21 protein-coding genes and 1 pseudogene are annotated in these 25,805 nt (G+C 66.3%); 16 read left to right on the forward strand and 6 right to left on the reverse strand.

From position 1 onward, the window contains the following. The first annotated feature begins 46 nt into the window (after positions 1-46). Positions 47-1,195: a cell division protein FtsZ gene (locus ACSFC7_RS02245; protein ID WP_436346141.1), complete on the forward strand. Its 1,149-nt coding sequence runs from the start codon at positions 47-49 to the stop codon at positions 1,193-1,195. Positions 1,196-1,623: 428 nt separating this feature from the next. Here ACSFC7_RS02245 and ACSFC7_RS02250 read toward each other — a convergent pair whose 3' ends face one another. After that, positions 1,624-2,550, reverse strand: coding sequence for an ornithine cyclodeaminase family protein (locus ACSFC7_RS02250; RefSeq protein WP_436346142.1), 927 nt, complete (start codon positions 2,548-2,550; stop codon positions 1,624-1,626). A 150-nt stretch (positions 2,551-2,700) separates the two neighbouring features. Here ACSFC7_RS02250 and ACSFC7_RS02255 point away from each other — a divergent pair, with 150 nt between their 5' ends. Then, positions 2,701-3,021, forward strand: a complete 321-nt coding sequence (locus ACSFC7_RS02255) for a hypothetical protein (protein WP_436346143.1) — start codon at positions 2,701-2,703, stop codon at positions 3,019-3,021. 24 nt (positions 3,022-3,045) lie between these two features. Here the strand turns inward: ACSFC7_RS02255 and ACSFC7_RS02260 are convergent, their stop codons facing one another. Beyond that, entirely contained in the window at positions 3,046-3,444 is a 399-nt protein-coding gene (locus tag ACSFC7_RS02260) for a methylated-DNA--[protein]-cysteine S-methyltransferase (protein WP_436346144.1), read from the reverse strand. Positions 3,445-3,563: 119 nt separating this feature from the next. On the opposite strand from ACSFC7_RS02260, the gene ACSFC7_RS02265 reads away from it, so the two are divergent. The 4 genes from ACSFC7_RS02265 (at position 3,564) to ACSFC7_RS02280 (ending at position 10,523) form a co-directional block, all read left to right on the forward strand. Continuing rightward, positions 3,564-5,192: a tryptophan--tRNA ligase gene (locus ACSFC7_RS02265; protein WP_436346145.1), complete on the forward strand. Its 1,629-nt coding sequence runs from the start codon at positions 3,564-3,566 to the stop codon at positions 5,190-5,192. A gap of 141 nt (positions 5,193-5,333) precedes the next feature. Then, complete coding sequence (locus ACSFC7_RS02270) at positions 5,334-6,806, forward strand: hypothetical protein (RefSeq protein ID WP_436346146.1); 1,473 nt, start codon at positions 5,334-5,336, stop codon at positions 6,804-6,806. 364 nt (positions 6,807-7,170) lie between these two features. Continuing rightward, complete coding sequence (locus tag ACSFC7_RS02275; RefSeq protein WP_436346147.1) at positions 7,171-8,697, forward strand: phenylalanine--tRNA ligase subunit alpha; 1,527 nt, start codon at positions 7,171-7,173, stop codon at positions 8,695-8,697. After that, on the forward strand, positions 8,697-10,523 hold the full coding sequence (locus ACSFC7_RS02280) for a phenylalanine--tRNA ligase subunit beta (RefSeq protein WP_436346148.1): 1,827 nt from the start codon (positions 8,697-8,699) through the stop codon (positions 10,521-10,523). The genes ACSFC7_RS02275 and ACSFC7_RS02280 overlap by 1 nt, the downstream gene beginning before the upstream one ends. Positions 10,524-10,941: 418 nt before the next feature. Here ACSFC7_RS02280 and ACSFC7_RS02285 read toward each other — a convergent pair whose 3' ends face one another. Continuing rightward, a complete protein-coding gene (locus ACSFC7_RS02285; protein WP_090312084.1) occupies positions 10,942-11,139 on the reverse strand; it encodes a hypothetical protein in 198 nt (65 codons plus the stop codon). 250 nt (positions 11,140-11,389) lie between these two features. On the opposite strand from ACSFC7_RS02285, the gene ACSFC7_RS02290 reads away from it, so the two are divergent. The 3 genes from ACSFC7_RS02290 (at position 11,390) to ACSFC7_RS02300 (ending at position 15,086) form a co-directional block, all read left to right on the forward strand. Beyond that, positions 11,390-11,698, forward strand: coding sequence for a non-histone chromosomal MC1 family protein (locus ACSFC7_RS02290; RefSeq protein ID WP_436347893.1), 309 nt, complete (start codon positions 11,390-11,392; stop codon positions 11,696-11,698). Between the two features lie 417 nt (positions 11,699-12,115). Next, positions 12,116-13,444, forward strand: coding sequence for an MFS transporter (locus ACSFC7_RS02295; protein WP_436346149.1), 1,329 nt, complete (start codon positions 12,116-12,118; stop codon positions 13,442-13,444). Positions 13,445-13,562: 118 nt separating this feature from the next. After that, a complete protein-coding gene (locus ACSFC7_RS02300; protein ID WP_436346150.1) occupies positions 13,563-15,086 on the forward strand; it encodes an amidase in 1,524 nt (507 codons plus the stop codon). Positions 15,087-15,133: 47 nt separating this feature from the next. Here ACSFC7_RS02300 and ACSFC7_RS02305 read toward each other — a convergent pair whose 3' ends face one another. Then, complete coding sequence (locus ACSFC7_RS02305) at positions 15,134-15,799, reverse strand: type 1 glutamine amidotransferase (protein WP_436346151.1); 666 nt, start codon at positions 15,797-15,799, stop codon at positions 15,134-15,136. Positions 15,800-15,910: 111 nt separating this feature from the next. Here ACSFC7_RS02305 and ACSFC7_RS02310 point away from each other — a divergent pair, with 111 nt between their 5' ends. Next, on the forward strand, positions 15,911-16,303 hold the full coding sequence (locus ACSFC7_RS02310; RefSeq protein WP_436346152.1) for a hypothetical protein: 393 nt from the start codon (positions 15,911-15,913) through the stop codon (positions 16,301-16,303). Between the two features lie 327 nt (positions 16,304-16,630). Here ACSFC7_RS02310 and ACSFC7_RS02315 read toward each other — a convergent pair whose 3' ends face one another. Then, positions 16,631-16,852 carry a hypothetical protein gene (locus ACSFC7_RS02315; RefSeq protein WP_436346153.1) on the reverse strand — a complete coding sequence of 74 codons (222 nt, stop codon included), beginning with the start codon at positions 16,850-16,852 and terminating at the stop codon, positions 16,631-16,633. Positions 16,853-16,934: 82 nt separating this feature from the next. Continuing rightward, positions 16,935-18,560: a SagB/ThcOx family dehydrogenase gene (locus ACSFC7_RS02320; RefSeq protein ID WP_436346154.1), complete on the reverse strand. Its 1,626-nt coding sequence runs from the start codon at positions 18,558-18,560 to the stop codon at positions 16,935-16,937. An 80-nt stretch (positions 18,561-18,640) separates the two neighbouring features. Between ACSFC7_RS02320 and ACSFC7_RS02325 the strand changes: the two genes are divergently transcribed. The 6 genes and pseudogenes from ACSFC7_RS02325 (at position 18,641) to ACSFC7_RS02350 (ending at position 25,763) form a co-directional block, all read left to right on the forward strand. Then, positions 18,641-20,698, forward strand: a complete 2,058-nt coding sequence (locus tag ACSFC7_RS02325; RefSeq protein WP_436347894.1) for a MutS-related protein — start codon at positions 18,641-18,643, stop codon at positions 20,696-20,698. 213 nt (positions 20,699-20,911) lie between these two features. Beyond that, positions 20,912-22,117 carry an MFS transporter gene (locus tag ACSFC7_RS02330; protein ID WP_436346155.1) on the forward strand — a complete coding sequence of 402 codons (1,206 nt, stop codon included), beginning with the start codon at positions 20,912-20,914 and terminating at the stop codon, positions 22,115-22,117. Between the two features lie 134 nt (positions 22,118-22,251). Beyond that, positions 22,252-22,736, forward strand: a pseudogene (locus ACSFC7_RS02335) (DUF192 domain-containing protein). A 177-nt stretch (positions 22,737-22,913) separates the two neighbouring features. Further along, positions 22,914-23,081 carry a DUF1059 domain-containing protein gene (locus ACSFC7_RS02340; RefSeq protein ID WP_436346156.1) on the forward strand — a complete coding sequence of 56 codons (168 nt, stop codon included), beginning with the start codon at positions 22,914-22,916 and terminating at the stop codon, positions 23,079-23,081. A 373-nt stretch (positions 23,082-23,454) separates the two neighbouring features. Continuing rightward, positions 23,455-24,585, forward strand: coding sequence for an ORC1-type DNA replication protein (locus ACSFC7_RS02345; protein ID WP_436346157.1), 1,131 nt, complete (start codon positions 23,455-23,457; stop codon positions 24,583-24,585). Positions 24,586-24,671: 86 nt separating this feature from the next. After that, the gene (locus ACSFC7_RS02350) at positions 24,672-25,763 is read left to right on the forward strand and encodes a saccharopine dehydrogenase family protein (protein ID WP_436346158.1); all 1,092 of its coding nucleotides are present in this window, start codon (positions 24,672-24,674) and stop codon (positions 25,761-25,763) included. Positions 25,764-25,805: the final 42 nt, after the last annotated feature.

Here is a 25,805-nt window from a genome sequence, read left to right on the forward strand (position 1 = left end):
TCGCGCGAGCGCAACCATAAAAACCCCGACGCGAGAGGGTAGCCGTATGCAACTCGAGGTGATCGGCGTCGGCGGCGCGGGCTGTCGGATCGCCGACGCGATCCGGGCCGCGGAGCCGGCTGGACACTCGTTTCTCACGGACGTCTTCGCGTTCGATACCGACGACGCGGCGCTGAATCGCACGGTGCTCCCCGAGTCACACCGCTATCGGTACGGCGCGGGATCGGCGTTCGACAGTGGACTCGAGGCCGCGATAGAGACCGGGCAGGAACACGCCGAGGAACTCCTCGAGGTACTCGAGCGCGGCTCCCCGGCCGAGGCCGACGCGTTCCTCGTCGCGGTCGGTCTCGGCGGCACGACCGGCGGGGGAACGGTTCCCGCGCTCGTCGCGGCGCTGCAGCGGCTCTACGACGAGTCGGTGTACGTCCTCGCGACGCTGCCGGCCGACCGCGAGTTCGACGCGGACGCCGGCGAGCCGTCCGGTCTCGGCGGTGGCTCGCGGACGGCGTCGGCGACGTCTGAGGAGAATACGCCGCCGCGACCGAACGCGGCGACGAACGCGATCGAGACGCTCGAGCGACTCGAGGGACTGGCGAGCGCGATCGTTCCGTTCGACAACGAGGCGTGGCTCCGGCCCGGCGAGGAACTCGCCGACGCGCGCGATCGGTCGAATCGGGAGCTGGCGACGCGAGTCGCGGCCGTGTTCGCCGACAGCGGGAGCGAGTCTGACGGTCCGGTCGCCCAGACCGTCATCGACGCGAGCGACGTCGAGCGGATCGTCGGCAACGAGTCTGCCATCGTGACGCTCGGCTACGCCGAACAGACGGTCGAAACGAAGCGCTCGAAGTTCGGACTCGGACTTCTTCCGACGGAGCGGGAGGTCGAGACCAGAGAGGCCGTCAGCGCCGTCGAGACCGTCGTCCGGAAGGGGATTCGCGGGAAGCTTACGCTCGAGTGTGAGCCCGAAACCGCGGAGCGCGGACTCCTGATCGTCGGCGGCCCGACGGCGTGGCTCAACCGGCAGGCGATCGCCGAGGGGCGGCGGACGCTCGAGTCGGCCATCGGCGGGTCGGGGATTCTGGGTGGGGACGCGCCGCGACCCGACGGCGAGACGGTCTTCGCCGGTGTGGTTCTGGCCGGCGTGGTGTCGGCCCGGCTCGAGGAGTTACGAGCGGCAGGGGATCGAGCCGAGTGAATCGAAGGCGGCACCTATTACTCGACAGAAGCGGGGGCGAGCGCAGTACTCATACTGGCAACGAGGAGTTTCACGTCCTCCCCAGCCGACTTCTCCTCATGGGTGCGTAGCACCCGTCTGCTCACGGCGGCTTTGCCGCCGTTCGCATGGTATGCGAGACCAAAGGTCTCGCACTATTCGGATGGTTCGCGGAACCGACGGTTCCGCGCTAACGTTCGTTCACTCCGTTCACTCATAGGGTCGGTTGTAACTGTTTACCGGCGCAACCGCAAGGCGGTTCGCGGTTGCGCCGGAAATGACTTACAACCGACCCTATACTCGTCCCTCGCGGTTCGAATCGCAGTTCACCGACGACGAACTGCGATTCAGCGCGCCAAAAGTGCGACTATCCGCGGTGAGTTGGACGATCTCGCCGCTCCGACGACCGATCACGCGAGTGCCTCGAGCAACCGTTTCCCGAGAACGACCTCCGTCCCGGCGAGGCCGACCGAGCAGAACAGCGTGAGCTCGTCGTCGCTCGTCCGGCCGCGGTCTGCGTCCTCGAGGACCGCCGCGAGTTCGACCATTCGCCCGCGGTCGTCTTCCGCCACGAGAAACGGCCGGTCGTAGGCGTCGACCTGCGGGAACGAGTCGGTGCCGATGACGTCGGCGCGCTCGACCACCTCGAGCGGGAGTTCGTGTGCGTCCCGGAACTTCGGACCGATCGTGGTCACGTGGGTCCCCGACTCGAGCCAGTCGGGGTCGAAGACCGGTTCCTCGCTGTCGGTCGCACAGATGAGCACGTCGGCCTCGCGGACGACCGATTCGGGGTCGTCGGTCGCGCGGACGGATGGCGCGACGTCGTCGTCGACCGTCTCGGCGAACGACTCGCGGCTCTCGGGGGTCGGGCTGTAGACCGATACGTCCGCGAAGTCGCGGACGGCACAGGCCGCGCCGACCTGCGCTCGAGCCTGGAAGCCGCTGCCGAGCACGCCGAGGGTGTCACAGTCTTCGCGCGCGAGGCAGTCGATCGCGACGCCGCCGATCCCGCCGGTTCGCAGGCCGCCGACGGCGTGGCCGACGAACAGCCCCTCGAGCGCGCCCGTCGTCGCGTCGAACACCGCGACCAGTTGCGCGGGATCGTCGCCGCCGGGGTGCGTGTCGTAGACGCGAAAGCCGGCCGCGTTCGTCGGCCCGGTCGCGGCGCCCGCGGTGAACACGAGGTCGCCCGCGCCGGCGTCGAGGTGCCAGCGCGGCGGGGCCTCGAGCGTTCCCGCGGCGCGTTCGGCGAACGCGTCGTGCATCGCGTCGACGACCGTCTCGTAGTCGAACTGGGAGTAGACGTCTCCGTCGGTCAGGATGGAAAAGTCGGGCACGGTCGGACCGTCGTTCGCGATCGAGATAACAGTTGCACGGATACTCGAGACGAACCTGTTTCGTCGCCGACTGAAATCGAGTTTGGTAAGCCGCGTTACAGAAATGATATTCAGCTTACAATTATGGCGGGCGACTCCGTCTGTAACAGTATGTGGAGACACCCACCACCGCGAGCCGAACCGATTACCGGCCGCACGATCGTCGCCGGCTTCCTCGTGGCCGCCGGCCTCTTCGTCGTCCTACTCGCCATCGATTACCCGATCATCACGATCGCCGCCCTCGCCGTGGTGTTCGGTGGGTCCCTGCTCGTCCGCCGACTCCGACGTGATCGGCCCCTCGAGATTCCCGGTACCAGTGTCGGCCTGCAACTCACCGTTTCGACGCCTCGAGACGCCGCCTCGAACGTCGCCGAGTGCTCGATCGCGCTCGTCGACAGCGACGATTCGACGAGGGACGGCCGCGCCGGCTGACCCGCCTCGCCGTGCCCAAACGGCCTACGCCGGGTCCCCCGGAATCACCGCGCCCTCGTGCTCGAGCAACTCGCGTTTCAGGTCCAATCCACCCATGTAGCCGGTCAACGAGTCGACGCCGACGACCCGGTGGCAGGGAACGATCACGGGAACGGGATTTCGGCCGCAGGCCTGTCCGACCGCGATCGGCGCGCTCTCGAGGTCCGCCGCGATATCTCCGTACGTTCGCGTCTCGCCGGCCGGAATCTCCGTCATCGCCCGCATGACGGCGCCCGTGAAATTATCGGGATACTCGATTTCGAGATCGAACTCGGTCCGCTTCCCAGCCTCGTACTCGCGGACCTGCTCGCGAATCGTCTCGGTATCCGCGTCGATCCTGGAGGCGTCGATCGCTCGGTCACAGCCGAATATCTGAATCCGCATCGTCGGTGTATTCGGTGGGAGTGACCTTTACTCTGCCCGGAGCGGTGGCACTGCCCGGGGACTCGACGTCAAACCGAAGCCGAAGGCTTTTGCGAACTGGCGCGCGAAAATAATCAGTAATGACCGGAGACGACCCACTCGAGGAGTCCGAGTCAGGGGAACCGTTGACCGATGGAGGTGAAGGGACCGCAGAGCCGCAGTCGGAGCTTCGAGCTGACGGCGGCGCTGCCGGTGCCGACGACGTCGCGCTGGACCCCTGGGGCTCGTCTTCCGTCTCCGACTACCGGAAACTGTTCGAGGAGTTCGGTATCGAGGAGTTCGACGAGGTCCTGGACGAAGTCCCCCATCCGCACTACCTGATGCGCCGCGGCGTGATCTTCGGCCACCGGGACTATCGACCGGTCGCACGGGCGCTGCAGAACGACGAACCCGCTGCCGTCCTCTCGGGATTCATGCCGACGGGCGACCCCCACATCGGCCACAAACTCGTCTTCGACGAGATCATCTGGCACCAACAGCAGGGCGCCGACGCCTACGCGCTGATCGCCGACCTCGAGGCCAACTCCGCCCGCGGCATGTCCTGGAAGGAGATCGACGAACACGCCCGCAGCTACCTGCTCTCCCTGCTCGCGCTCGGCTTCGATCCCGAGGCGGGCGAACTCTACCGCCAGTCGACGAACCGCGAGGTGCAGGATCTGGCGTTCGATCTCGGCGCCGAGGCCAACTTCTCCGAGTTCCAGGCGATCTACGGCTTCGACGGCGAGACCGACGTCTCGCACATGCAGTCGGTCGTCACCCAGATGGCCGACATCCTCTACCCGCAACTCGAGGAACCGAAACCCACGGTCATCCCCGTCGGTCCCGACCAGGACCCCCACGTGCGGCTGGCACGGGACCTCGCCGAGCGGATGCGCTTTTTCAAGGTGAGCGAGGCGTACGCCAGCTTCGAACTCGAGCCCGCGGAGCGCGACCTCGTCGCGGAGTTCTACGACCGACTCGATCCCGCCGACTTCGACGACGACGATCTTCGCTGCGTCCACGTCGCCGAAGCGCTCGAGGAGACGCCGCTGTCGGATATCGACGCGGACGCCGACACGCTGAGTTCAGTCCTGACGAAACTCACCGAGGCCGGGATGGAGCCGGTCCGCCCGCGCACCCGGTTCTTCGATCGGCGGGCGACCGACGACGCCTTCGACGCGCTCATCGACGCCATCGAGGGCGAGAAGCGGGTTTACGAGAGCCACATCGACGCCTTCGAGATCGACCGCGCCGAGGCCGAAGCACTCGCCCGGCAGGTCGAAGTCGACAACGGCGGTTACGGCTTCCAGCCGCCGTCGTCGATCTACCACCGCTTCATGACCGGCCTCACTGGGGGGAAAATGTCCTCGTCCGTGCCGGCAAGTCACATCTCCCTGCTCGACGATCCCGAAGACGGCTACGACAAGGTGAAATCGGCGACCACCGGCGGCCGCGAGACGGCCGAAAAACAGCGCGAACTCGGCGGCAAAGCGGACGAGTGTCCGGTGTACGAACTGTACGCCTACCTGCTCTCCGGCGACGACGACGAGTTCGCCAAGCGCGTCTACGACGAGTGCGTCGGCGGCGAACGCCTCTGTGGCGACTGCAAGGAGCAGGCCGCACAGCTGATGCGGGAGTTCCTCGAGGAGCACCAGGAGAAACGCGCGGAGGTCGAGGAGTTGCTCGAGGAAGCCGACATCGAACTCGAATCGCCCCGTCGGCGACAGTAGCGATAGCAGAAGAAGAGACCACTACGGCAACGGGTGCCTCGACGGAATGAGGAGACACGTCAGCGGTAGTCGCTCTCGTCTATTTTTTGTCACTGAATCCAGGGAGAAAGCATATCTGCGTTCACGATGTACCCCGCGTCGATGGAGACCGGCCGAGCCGGCAGCCCGAGCCGAGACGTCGTGCGCTGTGCCGATATTCTCGGTTCGTTCGGCGTCACGCCCGCCGACGTTCGCGCCCAGCGTCGGGAGTACCACACGACGGTGCCGCCCGGTCGCGCGGGCGGCGACGCCTCGCTCGAAGCGATCCTCGCGGACGTTCTCGCCGACGAACGCGATCGGACGGCGACGGTTCGACAGCTGATCTGTCACCGCGATCGCGGCCTCACCTGTTCGGCTCGCTACGCCCAGCGAGCGCTGGGGCGCGAACTCGAGGCGGTCTTCGAGTCGATCGGCTGGTCGCTCGAGTGGACGCGGACGGGGCCGGCCCAAAACGGGCGGGACAGGCTGGAGCTCACCGCGACGGATCCGAACGGGCGCTCCCGGGAGACGACGATAACCTATCCGCAGACGCCGTTAGCGGACGACAACCTGCCCGCCGTGTTGCGCGCGGTCGACGAACGGCTGCTCGCTGGGACGGACGCGACGGTCGTCCTGCTGTCGGCCGGCGTCGACCGCTGGCGGGCCGCGTTGATCGAGGCGAGCGAACTCGAGGCGCTTCGAGAACGCTACGGCCGGCGAATTTCGGCGTTCGATCGCCCACTGCTGCCCGAGTACGACCTCGAAGCGTACGTTCCCGCGGACGAAACCGACGCCGCCAGCGCCGACGAGCAAGACGAGGTGTCCGAGGCCGGACCGTGGCCGTCGTGGGCGCTCGAGCGAGCGAAGCGGCGTTCGGACCGCCTCGACGACGGTAGCGACGCGCACACCTCGGACACGGCCGACGTGCGGTCCCCGGTCGCGTCACTCATCGAGGAAGCCGAACCTGAAGGCGCGGGGGCCGCGGCGAACTCGAGGCCGGTACCGACCGACACGACGAGTGCAACGACGCCCGAGGCGTCGGGTTCGCCGTCGTCGACGTCGTCCCCCTCGACGGAGGCCGGCGGCTTCGAGATCCGGGGCGGCTCTCCGACGGTCTCGAGAGTGAGCGGCGACGGCGACTCGAGCCCCGATCCGTCGCCGCGGGACGTGGCCGACTCGATGCTCGAGGCACAGCGGGAGCGAACGGCGGATCGAGGCGACCGCGGTGAGCGATCCGACGCCGCAGACGACGCCTCATCGGACGACGGATTCGGCACGCTCTCAGGGACCTCGAAGACCGCCCGGGTCGGCAACGACTCCTTCGGGACCGACGACGAGTTCGAGACGGAGACCGACCGCTACAGCGCGCTCGGGGTCGCCCTCGGCGCCGGCGGCGCCGTCACCGTCGAGGGGCTGCTCGAGGACGACGAGTTCCTCCCCGAACTGCCCGCCGTCGAACGCACGGAGACCCGCATCGAATTCGCGGAATCGTTCGATCCGGACGCGGTTTCGACGGCGAAAGCGGCCGGCGAGCAAGACGGGTTCGAGTGGGTCGACTCCGGCGCGCTCGAGACGACGCGCGTCTCGAATCGGTGACTGCGGCTCGACACGGCGTCGTCCGACGTCGGTTCGCACGTCTCGCGCGATGCGTTAGCCCAAATTCGACGGCGGCGGGCGGCCGTCGCCGTGCGACGAACCCACAAGATTTTTGCACTGACTCCGACTCCCCTGAGGTATGGTACTCGGATCCCACGAGACCGGTGTCGCACCCAAACCGCAGCGGCCAGCATCGGGATTCGACTTCTTCTTCGCCCGGTGAGTCCGGGCCGGTGGAGCCGCGAGCGCACACACCGTCCGCTCGCGGCGAAACCGACCGTACGACGTACCCCGTCGGGGGACCGACTCGGCAGGCAGTATCGGAACCGCTAACTGACCGACACGCAGCCATACGAACAAGCGAATGCAACTTCCAGCACAACAGGTCGCGGTCCTCGAGGCCGCGAGCGCAGACGAGGCGGAGTCCGTCGACGCCCTCGCTGCGGCGACCGACCTCCCTCCCGAGACCGTCACCGGCGCGGTGTTCGAACTCGAGGAGGAGGGGCTGGTCGCCGTCGCGGAGCGCGTCGACGAAACGGTTTCCCTCACCGACGAGGGCGTGGCGTACGCGGACGAGCGGCTTCCCGAAGTCCGGCTCTACGAGGCCGCGCTCGAGGCCGGTGCCGATGGCGATCCGGTCCAGATGGGGCGGGTCATCGGCGCCTCCGGACTCGAGGGACCCCAGGTCGACATCGCGCTCTCGAACTACGCCCGCAAGGGGTACGGCGTCATCGACAGCGGCGAGATCACGGCCGATCCGGACGCGGATCCGGCCGCGGACGCGGAAGCGAACGCGCTCGAGGCGCTGATCGACGAGGACGCCGTTCCGGTCGACAGCGTCGACGTCGATGCAGACACCCTCGGGCAACTCGAACGCCGCGGACTGCTCGAACGCACCGAGTCGACCGTCCGCGAGGTGACGCTGACCGAGCGCGCCGTCACCGAACTGATGGCCGGCATCGAGACCGCCGAGACGGTCGGGCAGGTCACGCCCGAACTGCTCACGAGCGGGGAGTGGGAAGACGTCGAGTTCGCCGAGTACAACGTCGAGGCCGACGCCGAGGCGTTCGAGGGCGGCAAGGTCCACATCCTGCGCCAGATGTCCGAGCGCGTCAAGGACGTCCTCGTCGGCATGGGCTTCCAGGAGATGGACGGCCCCCACGCCGACGCGGACTTCTGGATCAACGACTGCCTGTTCATGCCCCAGGATCACCCCGCGCGCACGCACTGGGACCGGTTCGCCCTCGAGCGGCCGACGCACATCGACGACCTCCCGGAGGACCTCGTCGAGCGCGTCGAGCGCGCCCACCGGGAGGGGATCGGCGAGGACAGCGAGGGCTATCACTCGCCGTGGGACGAGGACTTCGCCCGCGCGCTCGCGCTTCGCGGCCACACGACCTCGCTGTCGACCCGCTATCTCTCCGGAACCGAAATCGGCGAGATCGAACCGCCCGCCCGCTTCTTCAGCGTCGAGAAGGCCTACCGAAACGACACGCTCGACGCCACGCACCTCCTCGAGTTCTACCAGATCGAGGGCTGGGTGATGGCCGAGGACCTCTCGGTGCGGGACCTGATGGGCACCTTCGAGGAGTTCTACGCCCAGTTCGGCATCGAGGACATCCAGTTCAAACCCCACTACAACCCCTACACGGAGCCCAGCTTCGAACTGTTCGGCACCCACCCCACGACGGGCGAACTGATCGAGATCGGCAACTCCGGCATCTTCCGCGAGGAGATGCTCGAGCCGCTGGGCGTCGACTGCGACGTGATGGCCTGGGGGCTCGCGCTGGAGCGTCTGGCCATGCTGACGACCGGAGCCGAGGACATCCGCGACCTCCACGGCACGCTCGCCGACCTCGAGTTCCTGCGGAACGCGGAGGTGACCTACTGATGCCCACCGTCGATATCGATCCCGACGAACTGCGCGAGTTGACCGGCCACGAGGACAAGCGCGACGACGACCTCATCGACGACCTGTTCGGACTCGGCCTCGAGTTCGAGGGGCGCACCGAGGACGGCGAGTTCGAACTCGAGTTCGCGCCCGACCGACTCGATCGGCTCTCGGTCGAGGGCGTCGCGCGCTCGATGCGCTACCAGTACGGCGACGCCCGCGGCGTCCACGTGCCGTCGCCGAACTCGGCGGAGTGGACCATCGAGGTCGACGACTCCGTACCGGACGAACGGCCCTACGTCACGGGCGCGGTGATCCGCGACGTGAACCTCGACGAGGACGCCCTCGATTCGCTCATCCAGCTTCAGGAGAAGCTCCACGCGACGATGGGGCGCAAGCGCGCGAAGGGCGCGATCGGGATTCACGACCTGACGATGTTGAAAGGTGGCTCTGCCACCGAGGGAGCCTCGACGATCCGGTACGTCGGCGTCGAACCCGACGAGGATCGGTTCGTCCCGCTCGACTCCGACGAGGAACTGACGCCCGCGGAGGTCCTCGAGAAACACCAGACCGGCGAGAAGTACGCCGACCTCGTCAGCGGCTACGACCGCTACCCCGCGATCTACGACGATATCGGGCTGTTCTCGTTCCCGCCGGTGATCAATGGCCGACGCACCGAGGTGTCGACGGACTCGAGAGACCTGTTCGTCGAGATGACCGGCACCGACCAGTGGACGATCGACAAGATGCTGAACATCGTCTGCTACGCGCTCTCGGCCCGCGGCGCGACGCTCGAGGATGTTACGGTGGAATATCCCGATCACGAACTCGTCCGACCGGATCTCTCGACGAAGACGAAGACGGTCGCACACAGCCGCATCGAGACCGTTCTCGGCATCGACCTCGATCCCAACGAAGTGATCGATCTGGCCGAACGATCTGGACTCGACGCCACGAAAAGCGAGGACGGAGAGACGGGCGACAGCGAGGAGAGCATCACGCCGCTGGAGCAACGAGATGGACTCGAGGAACGGCGTTCCGTGGACGATTCGAGCGAGCCACGGGGAATCGACGAGGCTGCGCCAACGGGCGACCTCGTCTACGAGGTCACCATCCCACCCTACCGCGTCGACGTGCTCCATCCGCTGGACGTCATCGACGACCTCGGGCGGGCCTACGGCTTCAACGAACTCGAGCCGACCTACCCCGACGTGGGGACCGTCGGCGGCCGTCACGAGCGCTCGCGCCTCGAGCGCGCCGTGCGCACCCAGCTCGTCGGACTTGGCTTCGAGGACCTGCTGACCTTCCACATGAGCAACGAGGCTGAGAATTACGAACGCCTCGACGTCGAGCCGGATTCGGACGCGTACGGTGCCGGCGAGCCCGCGACGATCAAGGAGCCCTACAGCGAGGACTACACCATCCTCCGGACGTGGCTGCTGCCGTCGCTCATGACGGTCCTCGAGCGAAACACCCACCGCTCGTACCCCCAGCACCTCTCGGAGATCGGCTTCCGCGCGGCGCTCGACGACGGCGAGAACACCGGCGTCGGTGAGAGCCGCCACGTCGGGGCCGTCCTCGCGAACCACGACGCGGGCTACGAGGACGCCAAAGCGCGCCTCCAGACGCTCGCGCGCAATTTCGACGTGAACCTCGAGACGCCCCCGTCCGACCATCCGGCCTTCATTTCGGGTCGAACCGCCTCGGTCGTGATCGACGGCGAGGACGTCGGCGTGATCGGCGAGGTCCACCCGAAGGCGCTGATCGAGTACGATCTCGAGGTGCCGGTCGCGGCGTTCGAGTTCGATCTCGAGGCGCTGCAGTAATCGAAATCGGTCTTTCGTCTCAAATTCAGAGTCGATCCACGGCGGTAATCCGACGTATTGTACCGCGAGCGAACGGAGTGAGCGAGCGGGCCGACGACTGATGTGGAGTGACGCGAAGCGTCACGGAACGGAAGGAGGAGTGTCTTCGCGAGTTTAGCGAACGAAGGCTCGGAAGTCGCAGCCTGCGAGCGATAGCGAGCAGGACCGTCTTCCGGTGCTTTTAATCGAATTTTTGCCGAGGGACATCGCGCTGTGCGGCAGCTTCGCTGCCGTCAGCGCGACAGACCGTCGTTCGAGACGGCGAAACCGTCTCGTGATCAAGCGAAACCGACGGTTTCGCTGACCTCGCGGAACTTCGTTCCGCTCAGTCACGAAAGACGCGAAGCGTCTTTCGAACGACAGAGCAAAACTTCGTTCCTTAGAATTCGTGTTCGACGTCCTCTTCGTCGGCTTTCTGGATGATGATCTTTCCGTCCCGGACCCGAACGAAGACTTCATCGCCGATATCCATGCCCGCGACCTCGAGTTCGTCCTCGTGGAGGTTGAGGTGGACGTTGTGATAGTTACCGTCTTCGTCTTTCGCACCGCTTGGACTCAGCTTCTTTTTCCGTACCATCGCGGGATTCTATGACGAACTTCGCCGTAGGATATACTTAAGTGTTTTCGACGCCCCGACGGGTGAGCGTCTCACGCACGGTGAGACAACACGACGAGGAACGCAACCCGATCCCGGCGGCGGACGGAAATTGCAGATATTGCGGAAGAATGGTGTAGGCCACCCACTTAAAGATACCGGCGCAGTCGGTCGGTTTTCGGGGATATCTTTATGTCGGATCGTGTGCTTAATTAGCATGGAGTCGAAAACCATGGTACGTGAAGACGGTAAACGAAACTTTGCACTGCGCGAGTCGAGCGGCGACGAGTCGAGCGTCTTCTCGGGGAACACTCCCCGTCAGGCAGCCCTCAAGGCGGCCCGACGACTCGAGCCCGGCTCGAGTGAAGACGACGCGGAACGCGTAGAGCTCAGACTACGAGAGAAAGGGACGAGTAAAGTACACATCTACGAGGGCTGGGCGTGGGAGGAGACGGCCCCCGACGACAAGCCCGACTGGATGCCCGACGAGATCACGGAAGCGAACGTCTCAAAGGAAGGAATCGAACACCTCGAGGAGTAGCGTGCCGACGAGCGTGTTTTCTCGTCCGCCACGTCTAGAGTGACGCATATCGAATTTTCGACGGAGTTAGCAAAAGTTCGGTTATTTTTCCCGCCGATAGCTGCATCCGTCACGTCCTTAAAGGTCCACAGAATGGATTAGTGTGATGGCTACTGCGTATTATTGTTAGTTCCGACTAATAAATACGCTTATATAGGGTCGAACGGTCAGAGTAGACCGTAATATGAGCTCAATCGGCCACCAAATACCGTCTGAGACGAACGATTTCAAATCCGTATTGGGATACGAGTGTGCGGGTACGGGTGTACGAGACACGGACGACGAGCGTTCCAGCACCGCCCCGATAGCGACGACCGATGGGGCGCTCGCTCGACCGGCCAGATGCTCGAGTAACGATGCAGGAAGCGAGGGATGGGGATGATCGACCGCAAGTGGATCAACCTGCTGCTCGCGACGGCGATGTTCAACCTCGGGTTCGTGATCTGGTTCTCGTTCGCCCCGTTCACGGGCGAGATCGCGGACGAGTACGGACTCTCGGTGGCCCAGCTCGGACTCGTCTCGAGCGCGGCCGTCGTCGCCGTCCCGCTCGGTCGAATCCTCATCGGTCCGCTCACCGACACGTTCGGAGCGCCGGTCACCGCCGGCTTCACGCTGGTGATCGTCGGGATATTCTCGATCATCAGCGCGTTCGCGCCGAACTACGAGATCTTCACCGTCTCGCGAGTGATCGCCTCGCTGGCCGGGATCACCTTCGTCATCGGTATCCAGCACGTCGCCCAGTGGTTCGAAGAGGAGAACCTGGGACTGGCGGAAGGCGTCTTCGCCGGGGTCGGAAACGCCGGTGCGGGTCTCGGCGCGTACTTCACGCTCCCGCGGCTCTTCGGCGACGGCTACTCGGACGCGCTGTTCGCGTCGAACTGGCGAGCCGCCTTCTTCTACACCGGCGTCCTCGCCATCGTCCTCGGCGTGATCTACTTCGTGGTCGGTGACGCCGCGAAGACCGAGGAGCGACGCCGGGCGGCCAAACGGGGCGTCAGCCGGGACCAGTGGCTCTACATCGCCACCCGACACGGCGCGGTCGTGCTCTCGGCGGCCTACGTCATGACCTTCGGCCTCGAGGTCGCGATGAACGGCTGGCTGGGAACCTACTACCGCGAAGGGTTCGGTCAGAGCGACCTCGTGATCGCGGCGACATTCGCGGCGACGTTCTCGATCGCGGCCGGGTTGCTCCGCCCGCTCGGCGGCTGGATCAGCGACGTGGTGGCCCGCAACGAGACGGACATCCTCCCCTGGTTCGAGGGACGCTACCGCGAGCAGTGGACGTTCGCGACGATGGCGTTCGTCATCTGTGCGATGGTCGGGATGACGGCCGCCGGACTGACCGGCAACATCTACGTCGCGGTGGTCGCCGGCTTCCTCGTCGGCGTCGGCTGTGCGTTCTCCGAGGGAGCGATCTTCGCGCAGGTGCCCGCGATGTTTCCGGATAACTCGGGCTCCGTCGCCGGTATCGTCGGCGGCATCGGAACCGTCGGCGGATCGGTCTACCCGCTCCTGTTCGCCGCGCCGTTCCTCCCGAACCTGCACGCGGGCTACGCCGTCGTCGCGCTCACCATGATCCCGATCCTGGCGCTGACCGCCTGGGTGTTCCAGCCGGACATCGCCGAGAACGCGACCGAAGACGGCTGGTTCGTCGCCGAGAATCCGGCTGCGGCCAATAACGCCGGGAGTACGCCGAGCGACGACTGACGGCAGGTCACCGTCGACTCCGGTTCGAGTATCCCCGTAGCGGGTCGACCGTCACGTATCGCTTACATTCTTCGCTCGGTCGATTACGCACTTTGCCGGCCGTCGTGTCTGGCACACTATGCCGATTCGACCGCCGACGAAAGACGATCTCCGCGCGTTCGGCGACTCGCTGTTTCTCGATCTGACCGACGAGGAACTCGAGTTCTTCGCCGAGATGGCCGAGCAACGGGTCGACGCCTACGAGACGGTCCGCTCGTACGATCCGGAGTCACGGCTCGGCGGGAGCGAGACCCGCGAGCGAAGCGCCGGCGTCCGGGTCCCCGACGAGGAGAACCCGCACAACGCCTGGGTGAGCCGCTGTCACGTGTCGGGTGACGACGGCGGCGAACTGGACGGGATGGAGATCGCGATCAAGGACAACGTCTGCGTCGCCGGCGTCGAACTGACCTGTGGTTCGCAGGTCGTCGAGGGGTACGTCCCCGACGTCGACGCGACCATCGTCACTCGACTGCTCGAGGCCGGTGCGGACGTCACCGGCAAGGCGAACATGGACGACTTCGCCATGACGACCACCGGACACAGCACCTTCGGGCCGATCACGAACCCCCGCGACGACGACCACCTCGCGGGCGGCTCGAGCGGCGGGAGCGCGGTCGTCGTCGCGACCGGCGAGGCGGACGCCGCCATTGGCACCGATCAGGGCGGGAGCGTCCGAATTCCGGCCGCGCTCTGCGGCGTGGTGGGCCACAAGCCGACCTACGGACTGGTTCCCTACACGGGCTGTATCGGGCTCGCGCACGCGATCGACCATCCGGGACCGATGGCGTCGGACGTCGAGACGGCCGCGCGGCTCCTCTCGGTGATCGCCGGGAGCAACGAACGCGACCTGCGAGAACCGTCGCCGGTCCCGGTCGAGCCCTACCACGAACGCCTCGACGGCGATGCGTCAGCGCTCTCTATCGGTCTCCTGCAGGAAGGGTTCGACCGCCCCGAAGCCGACGACGGCGTGCTCGAGCGCGTCTACAGCGCCCTCGAGACGCTCGAGGAGCAGGGAGCGAACCTCGAGGACGTCTCCGAGCCGATGCACCGCGACGCCGAAGACATCCACACCGTCTGTACGGCGGAGGGCCTGCTCGACGCGATGATCGGGGAGGGCCTCGGCCACGGCTGGAAGGCCTGGTACAACACCTCCTGGATCGAGTACTTCGGCTCGGCGCGACGGGTGCAGGCCGACGACTTCCCCGCACCGCTCAAACTCTCCCTGCTCGTCGGTGCGTACGCCAACGATGAGTACCACTCGCGGTACTACGCCGACGGGATGAACCTCGTCGTCGAACTCACCGAGCGCTACGACGCGCTCCTGGAATCGCACGACCTGCTGGCGATGCCGACGACGCTCCGGACCGCGCCCGAACGCGATCCAGAGATGGACCAGTACGACCGCATGCGGGAGGATCTCGTCATCACCAACACGACCGCGTTCAACCGGACCGGCCACCCCGCGATCAGCGTCCCCGTCGGCGAGGCCGATGGGCTTCCGGTCGGACTGATGCTGGTCGGCTCACGGTTCGACGATGCGACGGTTCTCGACGCGGCCGAGACGCTCGAGTCGGCGCTCGAGAACGGAGAAACGGAATCGTAGCGCCGGGATCGAGCCAGCACTCGACGCCGCAGCACCGCTCGAGTCGGCTACCCGCTCGAGTCCGCGACGATCGACGCGAAGTTCTCGACGACGCGAGTCGCGTTCACGTCCTCGAACCCGCGGTCGCCGTCGGTCCAGTCGAAATCCGCCACGAGTCGGTCGCGCAGGTCGGCGGTGAACTCGGGATGGAACTGGACCGTCCACAGCGGGGCCGTTCGGTGGCGCGTCGCGAACGCGGGGTAGTAGTCGGCCGAAGCGACGATCTCCATATCGTCGCCGACCTCGGTAACGACGTCGCCGTGCGTGACGGGGACGACCGACGAAACGCCGTCGAAGAGCGGGTCGTCGGCGAGGCCGGCGTCGACCGGCCGCGCGGTCGTGCCGACGTGCTCGACGGTGCCGCCCAGCGCCGCGTTGGCGATCTGGTGGCCGAAACAGACCCCGAGCGTCGGAATCTCGCGGTCGATTAGCTCCCGAACGAGGCGCTGCTGGTCGGCGATCCACGGGCGTTCGTCGGCCTCGTAGACGCCCGCCGTGCTCCCCGTGAGGACGACGCCGTCGGCGCGCTCGAGGTCGGGCCGCTCGCCGGCGGGATAGTCGATCTCTCGGGCGCCGGGAGCGGCGTTCGGGACGCATCCCGCGAGGGCGTCGCAGTGGTACTCGGCGTCGGGATCGACCTCGTTGCGAACGACGACAATCGTCGGCGATTCCATTGGTGACGTATTGTCCCCGTTTCGAAAAAGCAGTATCGGTCGGGGAGTGAACTCGAGGCCGTTGAACTCGCAAGGGGCAGGCCGATTTTTCGCGTCGACGATGGCTCGTGTATGACCGACTACGAACTGCACGAGCCCGAATTCTCGGACACGACGACCGAGGAGTGGGACGATCCGCAACTCGAGGATTTCGACATCTCCGAGCGAAGCTCGGATGGTCAGCGAGACTCGTCCGAGTCTCACCAGACGGACGACCTGAGCGAGGTCGCGGACCACTTCCTCCTCTCGGCGTCGGGGTTTCCGCCGGAGAACTTCACGGATCTCAAACTCCCCGTGGTCGATCCCGACGGTGAGTTGAACAAGAACGCGCTCAGCACGGCGAAGAGCGGCGGTCGCGGCGTCGGCGCGGTCGAGGACCTGGACGACGAGAAGCGAGCGCAAATCGAGGACATGATCGACGAACTGGCTAACGAACACTTCGAAGATGCCGATTTCGGTGACTGAGTCCGGGAGATCCGGCGGGACTCGCGGACGGTCTCGTTTCGCAATCGGGAGCGAGCCGCAGCCCGTTACCTGGTGTCGGAGCCGTCTTCGGAACTGGGTCGCTCGGTGACCCGTCTCTTCTGGCATCGCTGGCAACGGGACGCGTCGGCGCTCTCACCGGATTCGGTGTACTCGCGTGGCCACTCGTGACCGAGAACCCAGCAAACGACTACTTCGAACCCGTCGATCGGCCCGGAGTCGCCCCACATACCGCTACCGAGGAAACCCGTCTACGTAATACTGTGGCCGAGAGAATATCTTCGGGTGGGCGGAACTGGTTCGAGACGATTACGCCGGACTCGAGTTCGACCGACCGCCGCGAACCAGTTTGAGGACGCCCTGCGCGGCCATGCCGAGGAGCAGCCACTTCCAGGTGAGGACGGCAACGCCGACCAGCAGGAGCCCGCGGGTTCTGTTCCCCTGACGGAACGCCTTCTTCGCCTCCGAGAGCACCGAGACGACCGTCAGCGACCGCGTCGCCGTCGAGCCGAGGAGTTTCTTGAGTACCATATCCGTCCTTGGGAACCCGACCGAATAACGGGCGTCCCGGAGCGCGCAAGCCTCGAGCGGAGCCAGCGGGCTCGAAGACGAGCTACGCCGGACGGCCGATCGTGTACAGGAACATCGGGGTCTGGCCGGCGGCGCGCGGCGCGAAGAAATCCGAGACGAGGTCGTCGTAGAACGTCAGTCCCGTGCCGCCCAGCGTTCGATGCGCGTACGTCGCCAGATAGAGCCGACCCGCCGTCAGCGCAGCCTCGAGTTGCGCCACCCGGTAGCCCCGCTCACCGAGCGCGTCGACGACGCCTCGCGGCTTTGCCGCTCGGCTATCCGCGGACCGTTGCTCCGCGCGTCCCTCGAGGTCGGTCATGAAGTAGATGCAGACCGCGGCGTCCCCGCCCAGCCGCTGGTCCAGCGCGAGGTGGCTCGCCTCGCGCCGGAACTCGCCCGCCCGAAGGCGCTCGAGTTCGCCCGCGGCGGGATGGTAGCGGTAGCTGCCGGACTCGAGGCCCTCGACGCCGTTGACGAGCAGGTAGGGGTCGACGAACGAGAGTGGCGGGTCTTCCTCGCGGCGGGCATCCATCGGGACCCCGCGGACGGCCCGGTCGAGCACGGTCGACAGCTTCCGAAAGCTGATCGGGTCGCGGTCGTACTCGCGACAGGAACCGCGTCGACCGATCGTCTCGTGGAGCGGCCGACTCGAGGCCGTCTCGTTGTCGACCGGCTCGAGTGCGATGCGGTCGCCGTCGCCGGAATTGCGAGTGCCGATCGGCCCCGCGGGTCCGTCAGTGCGCCAGGAATCGGCGTCGGCACCGTCCTCGATCGTCCCGGCCGACCACGCCTCGTGGATCAGCGGGAACCGTTTCTCGTTCGGTGAGAGGGGCTCGGTTTTGGGGTCGATGGGCTCGAGGTCGAGATCGGCGGAAGCGTGGGCGGCGTCACCCGACCCGATCGGTACGATTTCGAGCGGCGCCTCGCGCCCGGGATCGACACCGAGCAAGTCGGCGACGGGCCGGTCCGCGAAGCCGGTGACGACCTCGGCGCGGTAGTCCAGCGCGTGGGCCACCGCCAGCAGGTTCGCGAGCGTCGTGCCGGAGTCCCAGAAGGCGTGGCGGAACGTTCGATCCCCGTACTTCCAGGCGTTGCGCCACCACGTCGAGGTCGCGACGAACGAGACCGGTGCGTCGGCGACGGCGTCGTACTCGCTCGCGGCTGCGAGAGTGCCGCGATAGTCACCCTCTCGGAGGACGTCCAGCGACAGGGTTCGGGGATCGAAGTGGTAGACGCCGGCCGCGAGGTCACTCGCCGCCTCACCGGTCGCGCTTCCATCGAGGTCGCCACAGACCACGTACAGGTCGACGTGATAGAGCGCGCCGGTGGTCGCCGCGGCCCGGAACAGCTTCGACCGATCGCGGAGGTCGATCTCCTTCGTGATGCCCGCCGCGTAGTAACAGAGGGCCGTGACGGTCTCGCGGTCCAATCGCCCGTCTCGAGTCGCGTCGTCCGCTGGGAGTCGTCCGTTCGGCGTCGATTCGGTGATCGCCGACAGGGCCGGCTGCTGGGGCGGGCGTATCCGCTCGGCGAGCGGCACCGCGAGGAGATCCGTGTACGCCTTGTACGGCGTCGGTTTGTTGTCGAAATCCAGTCCGTGTCCACCCTCTCGAACGCTCTTCGGGGAGTGCTTCGTCCGGTCGTGGTACGCTCGAGCGCCGGTTTCCATGCGCCGAGCTACCACGTCGAGGCCGAAAAACCGGGCGGGAACTTTTTCTCGCTCCGGTTTGATACGCTGTGCACGAAGCTATGGACCTCGAGTCGATCCCGGGCGTAGGCGAAAAGACGGCTCGGGCGCTGGACGCGCTCGAGGAACCCGAGCGCGCGCTGCGGAGCGGCGACGTCGCGACGATCGCGACCGCGCCGGGGATCACCCAGGGTCGGGCCGCACGCATCGCGCGCGGCGCGATCCGGCAGGAACACGACGATCCCGGCGGCTTCCTCGCGACCGACCGCGCTCGCGAGGTCTACCGGAACGTCCTCGCGTTGCTCCAGGCGCGAACCGTCACCGACTACGCCGCTCAGCGACTCGAGACGATCTACCCCAGTCCGCGCCGGTCCCGTATCGAAGAGGTACAGGAGTTCGCGAGCGCGGCCGTCGAGCGCGACTACGACGAAGCGGTGCTCGAGGCGCTCGAGGGCGTCGAACCCCTCCAGCAACCCGGCGACGTTCGGGTCCGGGAACGGTGTCTGGCGACGACCGACGCCGAACGCTACTCGGAAGCGCGGGAGGCGATCCCGGAGCTCTCCGTCGAAGTCGTCGAGGACGCACAGGGGCTGGCCGAACTCGCGCGGGGCTACTCGACGGTGTTCGCGCTCGACGAGTCGTTCGCCGGCGTCACCGTCGAGGGCGACGTGCAGGTCAGACCGGACGCGCTCGAGAACCCCGCGGAGGTCGTCCCCGAGCGCCCGCTGGCCTTCTTCGCGCGCAATCGCGATCGACTGCAGGCCGCCGTCGAAGTCCACCAGGCGGCCGGCCTCGAGCCGGCCTGTGACCTCGCGGCCCTCGAGGACGGCCTCTCGCGACTCGACGAGGACGGCACCGTCGCGGGCGACGACGAACTCGATCGGCTGACGACGGCGGTCGACGACCTCGACGCGGCGGCGAGCGCGGCGGAAAGCGTGGCCAACGACCACCTGCGACAGGCGATCCGCGAACAGGACGTCACGATCGAGGGGGCGGACCTCCTCTCGCTGGTCGAACGCGGCGCCGGCGTCGACTCCCTGCTCTCGCGGGAGTTGGCGGACGATTACGCACGGGCTGTCGAAGCGGCCCGCGACCACCTGGTCGACGCGATCGATCTGGATCAGGGCGAGGCCGAGATCGCCCGCCGGGCGTTCAGCGACGAGCCGACGTTTCCGGTCGAGCGCGACGAGGCCGTCGTCTCGCGGCTGCGCGAAGAGCTGACGGCGGCGAAGGAGCGTCGTGCCGGTCGTCTCAAGCGCGACCTCGCGGCCGACCTCGCCGACCAGCGCGAGGACGCCCGACAGCTGGTTCGAGACGCCCTCGAACTCGACGTCGAACTGGCGATCGCCCGGTTTTCTCGCGAGTTCGAGTGTACGATGCCCGAATTCACTGGCGGAAAAACTGCCAGCGGCAGTTCGGACGACGATTCGGCCGGCTTCGCCGTCGAGGGCGGCCGCTCGCCGCTGCTCGACGAACCGCTCGAGGCCATCGACCCCGTCGACTACGAGGTGTCGGGCGTGGCGCTTCTTTCGGGCGTCAACAGCGGCGGGAAGACGTCGACGCTCGATCTGGTCGCGAGCGTCGTCGTGTTGGCCCACATGGGCCTGCCCGTCCCCGCCGAGCGAGTGCGGTTGCGACGGTTCGACGACCTGCACTACCACGCGAAGACCCAGGGGACGCTGGACGCGGGCGCGTTCGAGTCGACAGTGCGGGAGTTCGCCGACCTCGCGCAGGGCGGCGAGGGCTCGCTCGTGCTGGTCGACGAACTCGAGAGCATCACCGAACCCGGCGCGTCGGCGAAGATCATCGCCGGCATTCTGGAGGCCCTCGAGGACAACGGTGCGATCGCCGTGTTCGTCTCCCACCTGGCGGGCGAGATCCGCGAGATGGCCGACTTCGCGGTGACGATCGACGGGATCGAGGCCGTCGGACTCGTGGACGGCGAACTCGAGGTGAACCGATCGCCGGTCAAAGATCACCTCGCGCGGTCGACGCCGGAGCTGATCGTCGAGAAGCTAGCGAACGAGGCCGGACAGCCGGCGGCGGCCAACGGCGGGGCGCCACCGGCCGGCGAGTCCGAACCCGTCTTCTACGATCGGCTGCTCGAGAAGTTCGACTGACGGCACTTCCGGTTCCCGCAGCTATTTACTCCTGCTTTCGGCATACGTTACTCGTGAATTGTTCGCAAAGAGTGGTGCAGATGCACTCATTGTTCGACCACACGGGTAGATCCGTCGAACACGTTCGGAAATCGGCACCGACCGCCGTGCAGGTCATCGGCGCTGTCCAGACGATGTGTGGCTCCGCTCGGTATCCGAAGACGTCGGATCTGTATGTCCCGTAACACCGACCTCAGGGCCGACCCGAAGCTCTACGCGATCCTCGGACTCGCCGGTGTCGGCGTGTTCTCGAGTACACTGGTTTCTCCGGCGCTGCCCGGAATGGCGTCGGCGTTCGACCTGACCGAGGCGCGTGTCGGGATGGTGATGACGGCGTTTTTCCTCCCCGCAGTCGTCGCGATTCCGGTCGTCGGATCGCTGACCGACGTCATGGGTCGACGGACGGTGTTTCTCGTCTCGCTGGTCGTCTACGGCTTCGCGGGCATGCTGATCGGATTCGTCGACTCCTTCGGCGTCATCCTCCTGCTTCGGGCGATTCAGGGGTGTGCCTTCCCGGGACTCATCCCGATGGCGATCACGCTGATCGGCGACCTCTACGAAGGACGCGTCGCGACGACGGCACAGGGGTTTCTCACGAGTATCACGGGGCTGGTCGGCGTGGGCTCCCCGCTGCTAGCCGGCGTGCTGGTCGACGTCTCCTGGCGGCACCCGTTTTTCCTCTACGGGCTGTCGTTCGTCGCCTTCGTCTGCTGTTATCTGTGGCTCCCGGAACCGACGTCGGCACCCGCGCGAGCGGCGTCCGAGTCGTCCGGATCGATCGTCCCATCACTCTCCCAACTCGTCGAGATGGGACGCGAGGTCGGCGGCGCGCTCACAACCGAGAGCCGGATCGTCATCGTCGGCGTCTTCGTACTCTTTTTCGTCCGGTACGCGCTCTTTACGTTCATGCCGCTGTACGCGGTCACCGTACTCGGTACGAGCGAATTCGTCGGCGGCGCCGCCGTCGCCGTCCTCGGACTCGGCCGCCTGTTCGTCGCACCGGCAGCGGGTCGGATCGTCGGCCGATTCGGCCGGCGCACCGTCCTGATCGGGAGCCTCCTCCTGTTCGGCGTCGGCACCGGCGCGTTACTCCTGACCCTCGAGCCGTGGCTCGTTCTCCTCATCCTCGGGGTCGCGAGCGTCGGCGACGGCCTCTTCGATCCGGTGGCCAACGACGTCGTCACCGCCACCGCGGCGGCCGACGTCCGGGGTCGCGTCGTCAGCGTCCTCGAAGTCGGCAAGACCGGGGCGATTTCGGTCTCACCGGTCGCGTTCGGCGTCCTCCTCTCGGTGAGTTCCTACACGGTCCTGTTCGTCACTGGCGCCGTCCTCGCCGTCGCCGTGGCTGGCGTCATCGGGCTCGTTCTGGACGATCGCTGACCGACCACAGCTCCCGGTTTGCAAGTGAAATACCCCTTCACCCTCGGCCGACGCCGCGGTCTGCCCTATCACGACAACCATTTATCAGCTCCGTCGTAGCCAGTAGCATACCGGTAACGACTCCACCGTGCTCACTGTCCTCGAACCGGTGGACGGTTCTCACAGGGCTCGCCGCGAGCCTCGCTTCACTCGGGCTCGCCGGGTGTATCGGCGTTACCGACGACGACAAGGAGACTGCGGAAGACTCGAGCGACGACGAATCGTCGACGGAGATCCACGCGGAGTACGAGACGGCCGACGTCAGCGTAGCGACCCCGACGGCGACGAACTGGGTGAGGTGACGGCGGCGATCGCGGATGCGGATGAGCTGCGAGGGCTCGGGCTCAGCGACACGGACGAACTCCCCGAAGACCGTAGTATGCTGTTCGTCTACGACTCGGTCGAGGAGCGGCGGTTCGGGATGCCGGACATGTCGTTCGAGATCGACGTCGTCTTCGCCGACGACGGGGGCGTCATCACGAGTATCCATCACGCGCCGGAGCCCGAACCCGACGAGGACGGGAGCGAACAGACCTACACCGGCCGCGGACAGTACGTGCTGGAAGTCGACTACGAGTGACCCGCCGAGCGCGGCGTCGGGGACGTCCTGCTGATCGACGGATAACGACCGCGTTCTTGCCCGTGGAGAGGAGTGCGATACGGGGATCTCGAGGCGGAAGATCCGGCCAGTCGAGGCGGTCAACGCCCTCAGTATGCAAGTGTAATACCTACCTGCGTACCCGGACGATGCTACGGTATGACCTACCAGTTTTCGTGTTCGGAGGGGAGCTGTCAGTTCATGATCCGTTCGAGCAGCGGCGACGAGGTGGAACGGCTGGTTCGAGCGCACGTACGGATGACCCACGGCGGCCGGATCGATTCGGCGGATCTCGATCGCGGGATGGAGCGGATCGAACTAGCCTAAGCCGGATCAAACCGCCGGAACGGCAGGCTATGAACGTTCGAGTCGGTACAGCCCCGAGAGGGGCTGCCTCGGTCACATACGTGCGGGATAACGGTTTGGAGAGTGTGGATCGTTCCTCGGAGGGGGACGAAACTTGAGCATTATCCCGCTATTATCCACACGGTGTTGATGGTTGTTACGTATCTTCGCTAGGTCTAGGAAACACCTGTTATTTATCGATTTATTTGTGGACAAGCGTCTCTCGGGTTTCTGGGGTGATAGCTCGCCACGAGCGAGTAATCCGGCAGTACGCCACACGCGTCCAGCACCCCCTAACGCGCCGCTGTCGATTCGCTGCGAAGAACTAAGTAGCTACGAGAGCGTGGTGAAAGTGATGGTGGACGACCCCGACGGGGGGATGTTGTCGTGGGACGAGTCCGTGTTCAAGAACGAGCACGTCTTCGAAATCGACTACGTTCCCGAGACGTTCAAGCACCGGGAGGGGCAGACCCAGAGCCTGACGTACGCGTTACGCCCAGCGGTGCGTGGATCGCGACCGCTGAACGTTATGGTTCGCGGCCCGCCCGGAACGGGCAAGACCACGTCCATTCAGAAACTGTTCGACGAGGTCGGTGCCCAGACCAGCGACGTGCGAACGATCCGCGTCAACTGTCAGGTGAACGCGACGCGGTACTCGGTGTTCTCGAGGCTGTTCGAGGGCACCTTCGACTACGAACCGCCCTCTTCGGGCATCTCGTTCAAGAAGCTGTTCGGCCAGATCGCCGAGAAACTCGTCGAGGAGAACAAGGTGCTCGTCGTCGCGTTAGACGACGTCAACTACCTCTTCTACGAGAACGAGGCGAGCGATACGCTCTACTCGCTGTTGCGGGCGCACGAGGAGTACCCCGGCGCGAAGATCGGCGTCGTCGTCGTCTCCTCCGACCCCGCACTCGACGTCATCGACGAACTCGACTCGAGGGTCCAGAGCGTCTTCCGACCCGAAGACGTCTACTTCCCGGTCTACGACCAGCCCGAAATCGTCGACATCCTCTCCGAACGGGTCAAACGCGGCTTTCACGACGGCGTCATCTCGCGGGAAACCCTCGAGTACGTCGCCGACCTCACCGCCGACAGCGGCGACCTCCGGGTCGGAATCGACCTGCTCCGACGGGCCGGCCTCAACGCCGAGATGCGCGCCAGTCGGACCGTCGAGATGGAAGACGTCGAGCAGGCCTACGAGAAGTCAAAGTACATCAACCTCTCGCGGAGCCTCTCCGGGCTGACTGACACCGAGCAGGCGCTGCTCGAGGTGATCGCCCACAACGACGGCGATCAGGCCGGCGACGTCTACGAGGCGTTCCACGAGCGGACCGACCTCGGCTACACGCGCTACTCCGAAATCGTCAACAAACTCGACCAGTTGGGGCTGATCGACGCCGACTACACGGAGGTCGACGGCCGCGGCCGCTCGCGGTCGCTGTCGCTGTCCTACGAGCGAGACGCCGTGCTCGATCGACTCGAGTGAGTCGACCCCGCGTTGTTGTACTTCCTCCGGCGATCGGATGAGTATTCCAGCCTGTCGCTTACCCTCCGAGAGACCGTAGCGCGAGTATGCCCTCGCTCCTGATCTACGGCTCGTACGGGTTCGTCGGGTCCCTGATCGCCGAGAAGGCGATCGACCGCGGACTGGACCCCGTTCTGGCCGGACGAGATCGTGAGCAGCTCCGCGAACAGGTGGACGAAGTAGGCCAGCCGGGTCGACGCTTCTCGCTCGAGGATCCCGACATCGTCGCCGAGGCCCTCGAGGACGTCGACTGCGTGCTGAACTGTGCCGGCCCGTTCTCGAACACGGCCGATCCGCTCGTGGAGGGCTGTCTCGAGAGCGGAACGGAGTACGTCGACATCACGGGCGAAATTCCCGTCATCGAGTCGATTCGGGACAGAGACGACGAAGCGGTCGATGCGGGCGTCACTCTCCTCCCCGCCGCCGCGCTCTCGACGGTCCCGATGGACTGTCTCGCCGCCCACCTCGCCGACCGCCTCCCGGAGGCGACCGACCTGGCGCTGGGCGTCGACTCCTTCCGCGTCCCGTCGGTCGGCACGGTCCGGACGGTGATCGAGGGCGCCGACGACGGCGGTGCGATCCGCCGCGACGGGGACCTCGAGGACGTGCCGACGGCGTGGCGAACCCGGGAGATCGACTTCGGCCGCGGGGAGCGGCCGGCGGTCACGATGCCGATGGGGGACGTTTCGACCGCCCACTACACGACCGGGATTCCGAACGTCGAGATGTACGCGGTGATGCCCCAACCCGCGCGTACCGCACTGAAGTTCCACCGCGTTCTCGCGCCGGTTCTCTCGGCGCCGCCCGTCCAGTGGACGCTGAAGCTGCTCGCCGGCGTCCGCGAGGGACCGTCCGAACGGGCGCGCGAACGCGGCTCGGCGTACATCTGGGGCGAGGCAAGTACCGACGACGGCGAGCGCGTCGTCTCCCGCCTGCGGACGCCGGATCCGTACGTCGTCACCACCGACGCGGCCGTGACGGTCGCGGAGCGGGTGCTCGCAGGGGACGCCGGGGACGGGTTCCAGACGCCCGCCGGCGCGTTCGGCCCCGAGTTCGTCTTCGAACTCGAGGGCGTGGAGGGCTTCTTCGACGAGTCGACGCCGGACGGGACGTCGCCGGTGAGTCCGCTGCTCCAGTAGGCGTCGGAGAAGCGGCGTTACGGACGCACGTTCCCCGAGAGA

Source organism: Natronorubrum halobium (assembly GCF_051351675.1).
In the GTDB taxonomy this organism is placed as follows: domain Archaea; phylum Halobacteriota; class Halobacteria; order Halobacteriales; family Natrialbaceae; genus Natronorubrum.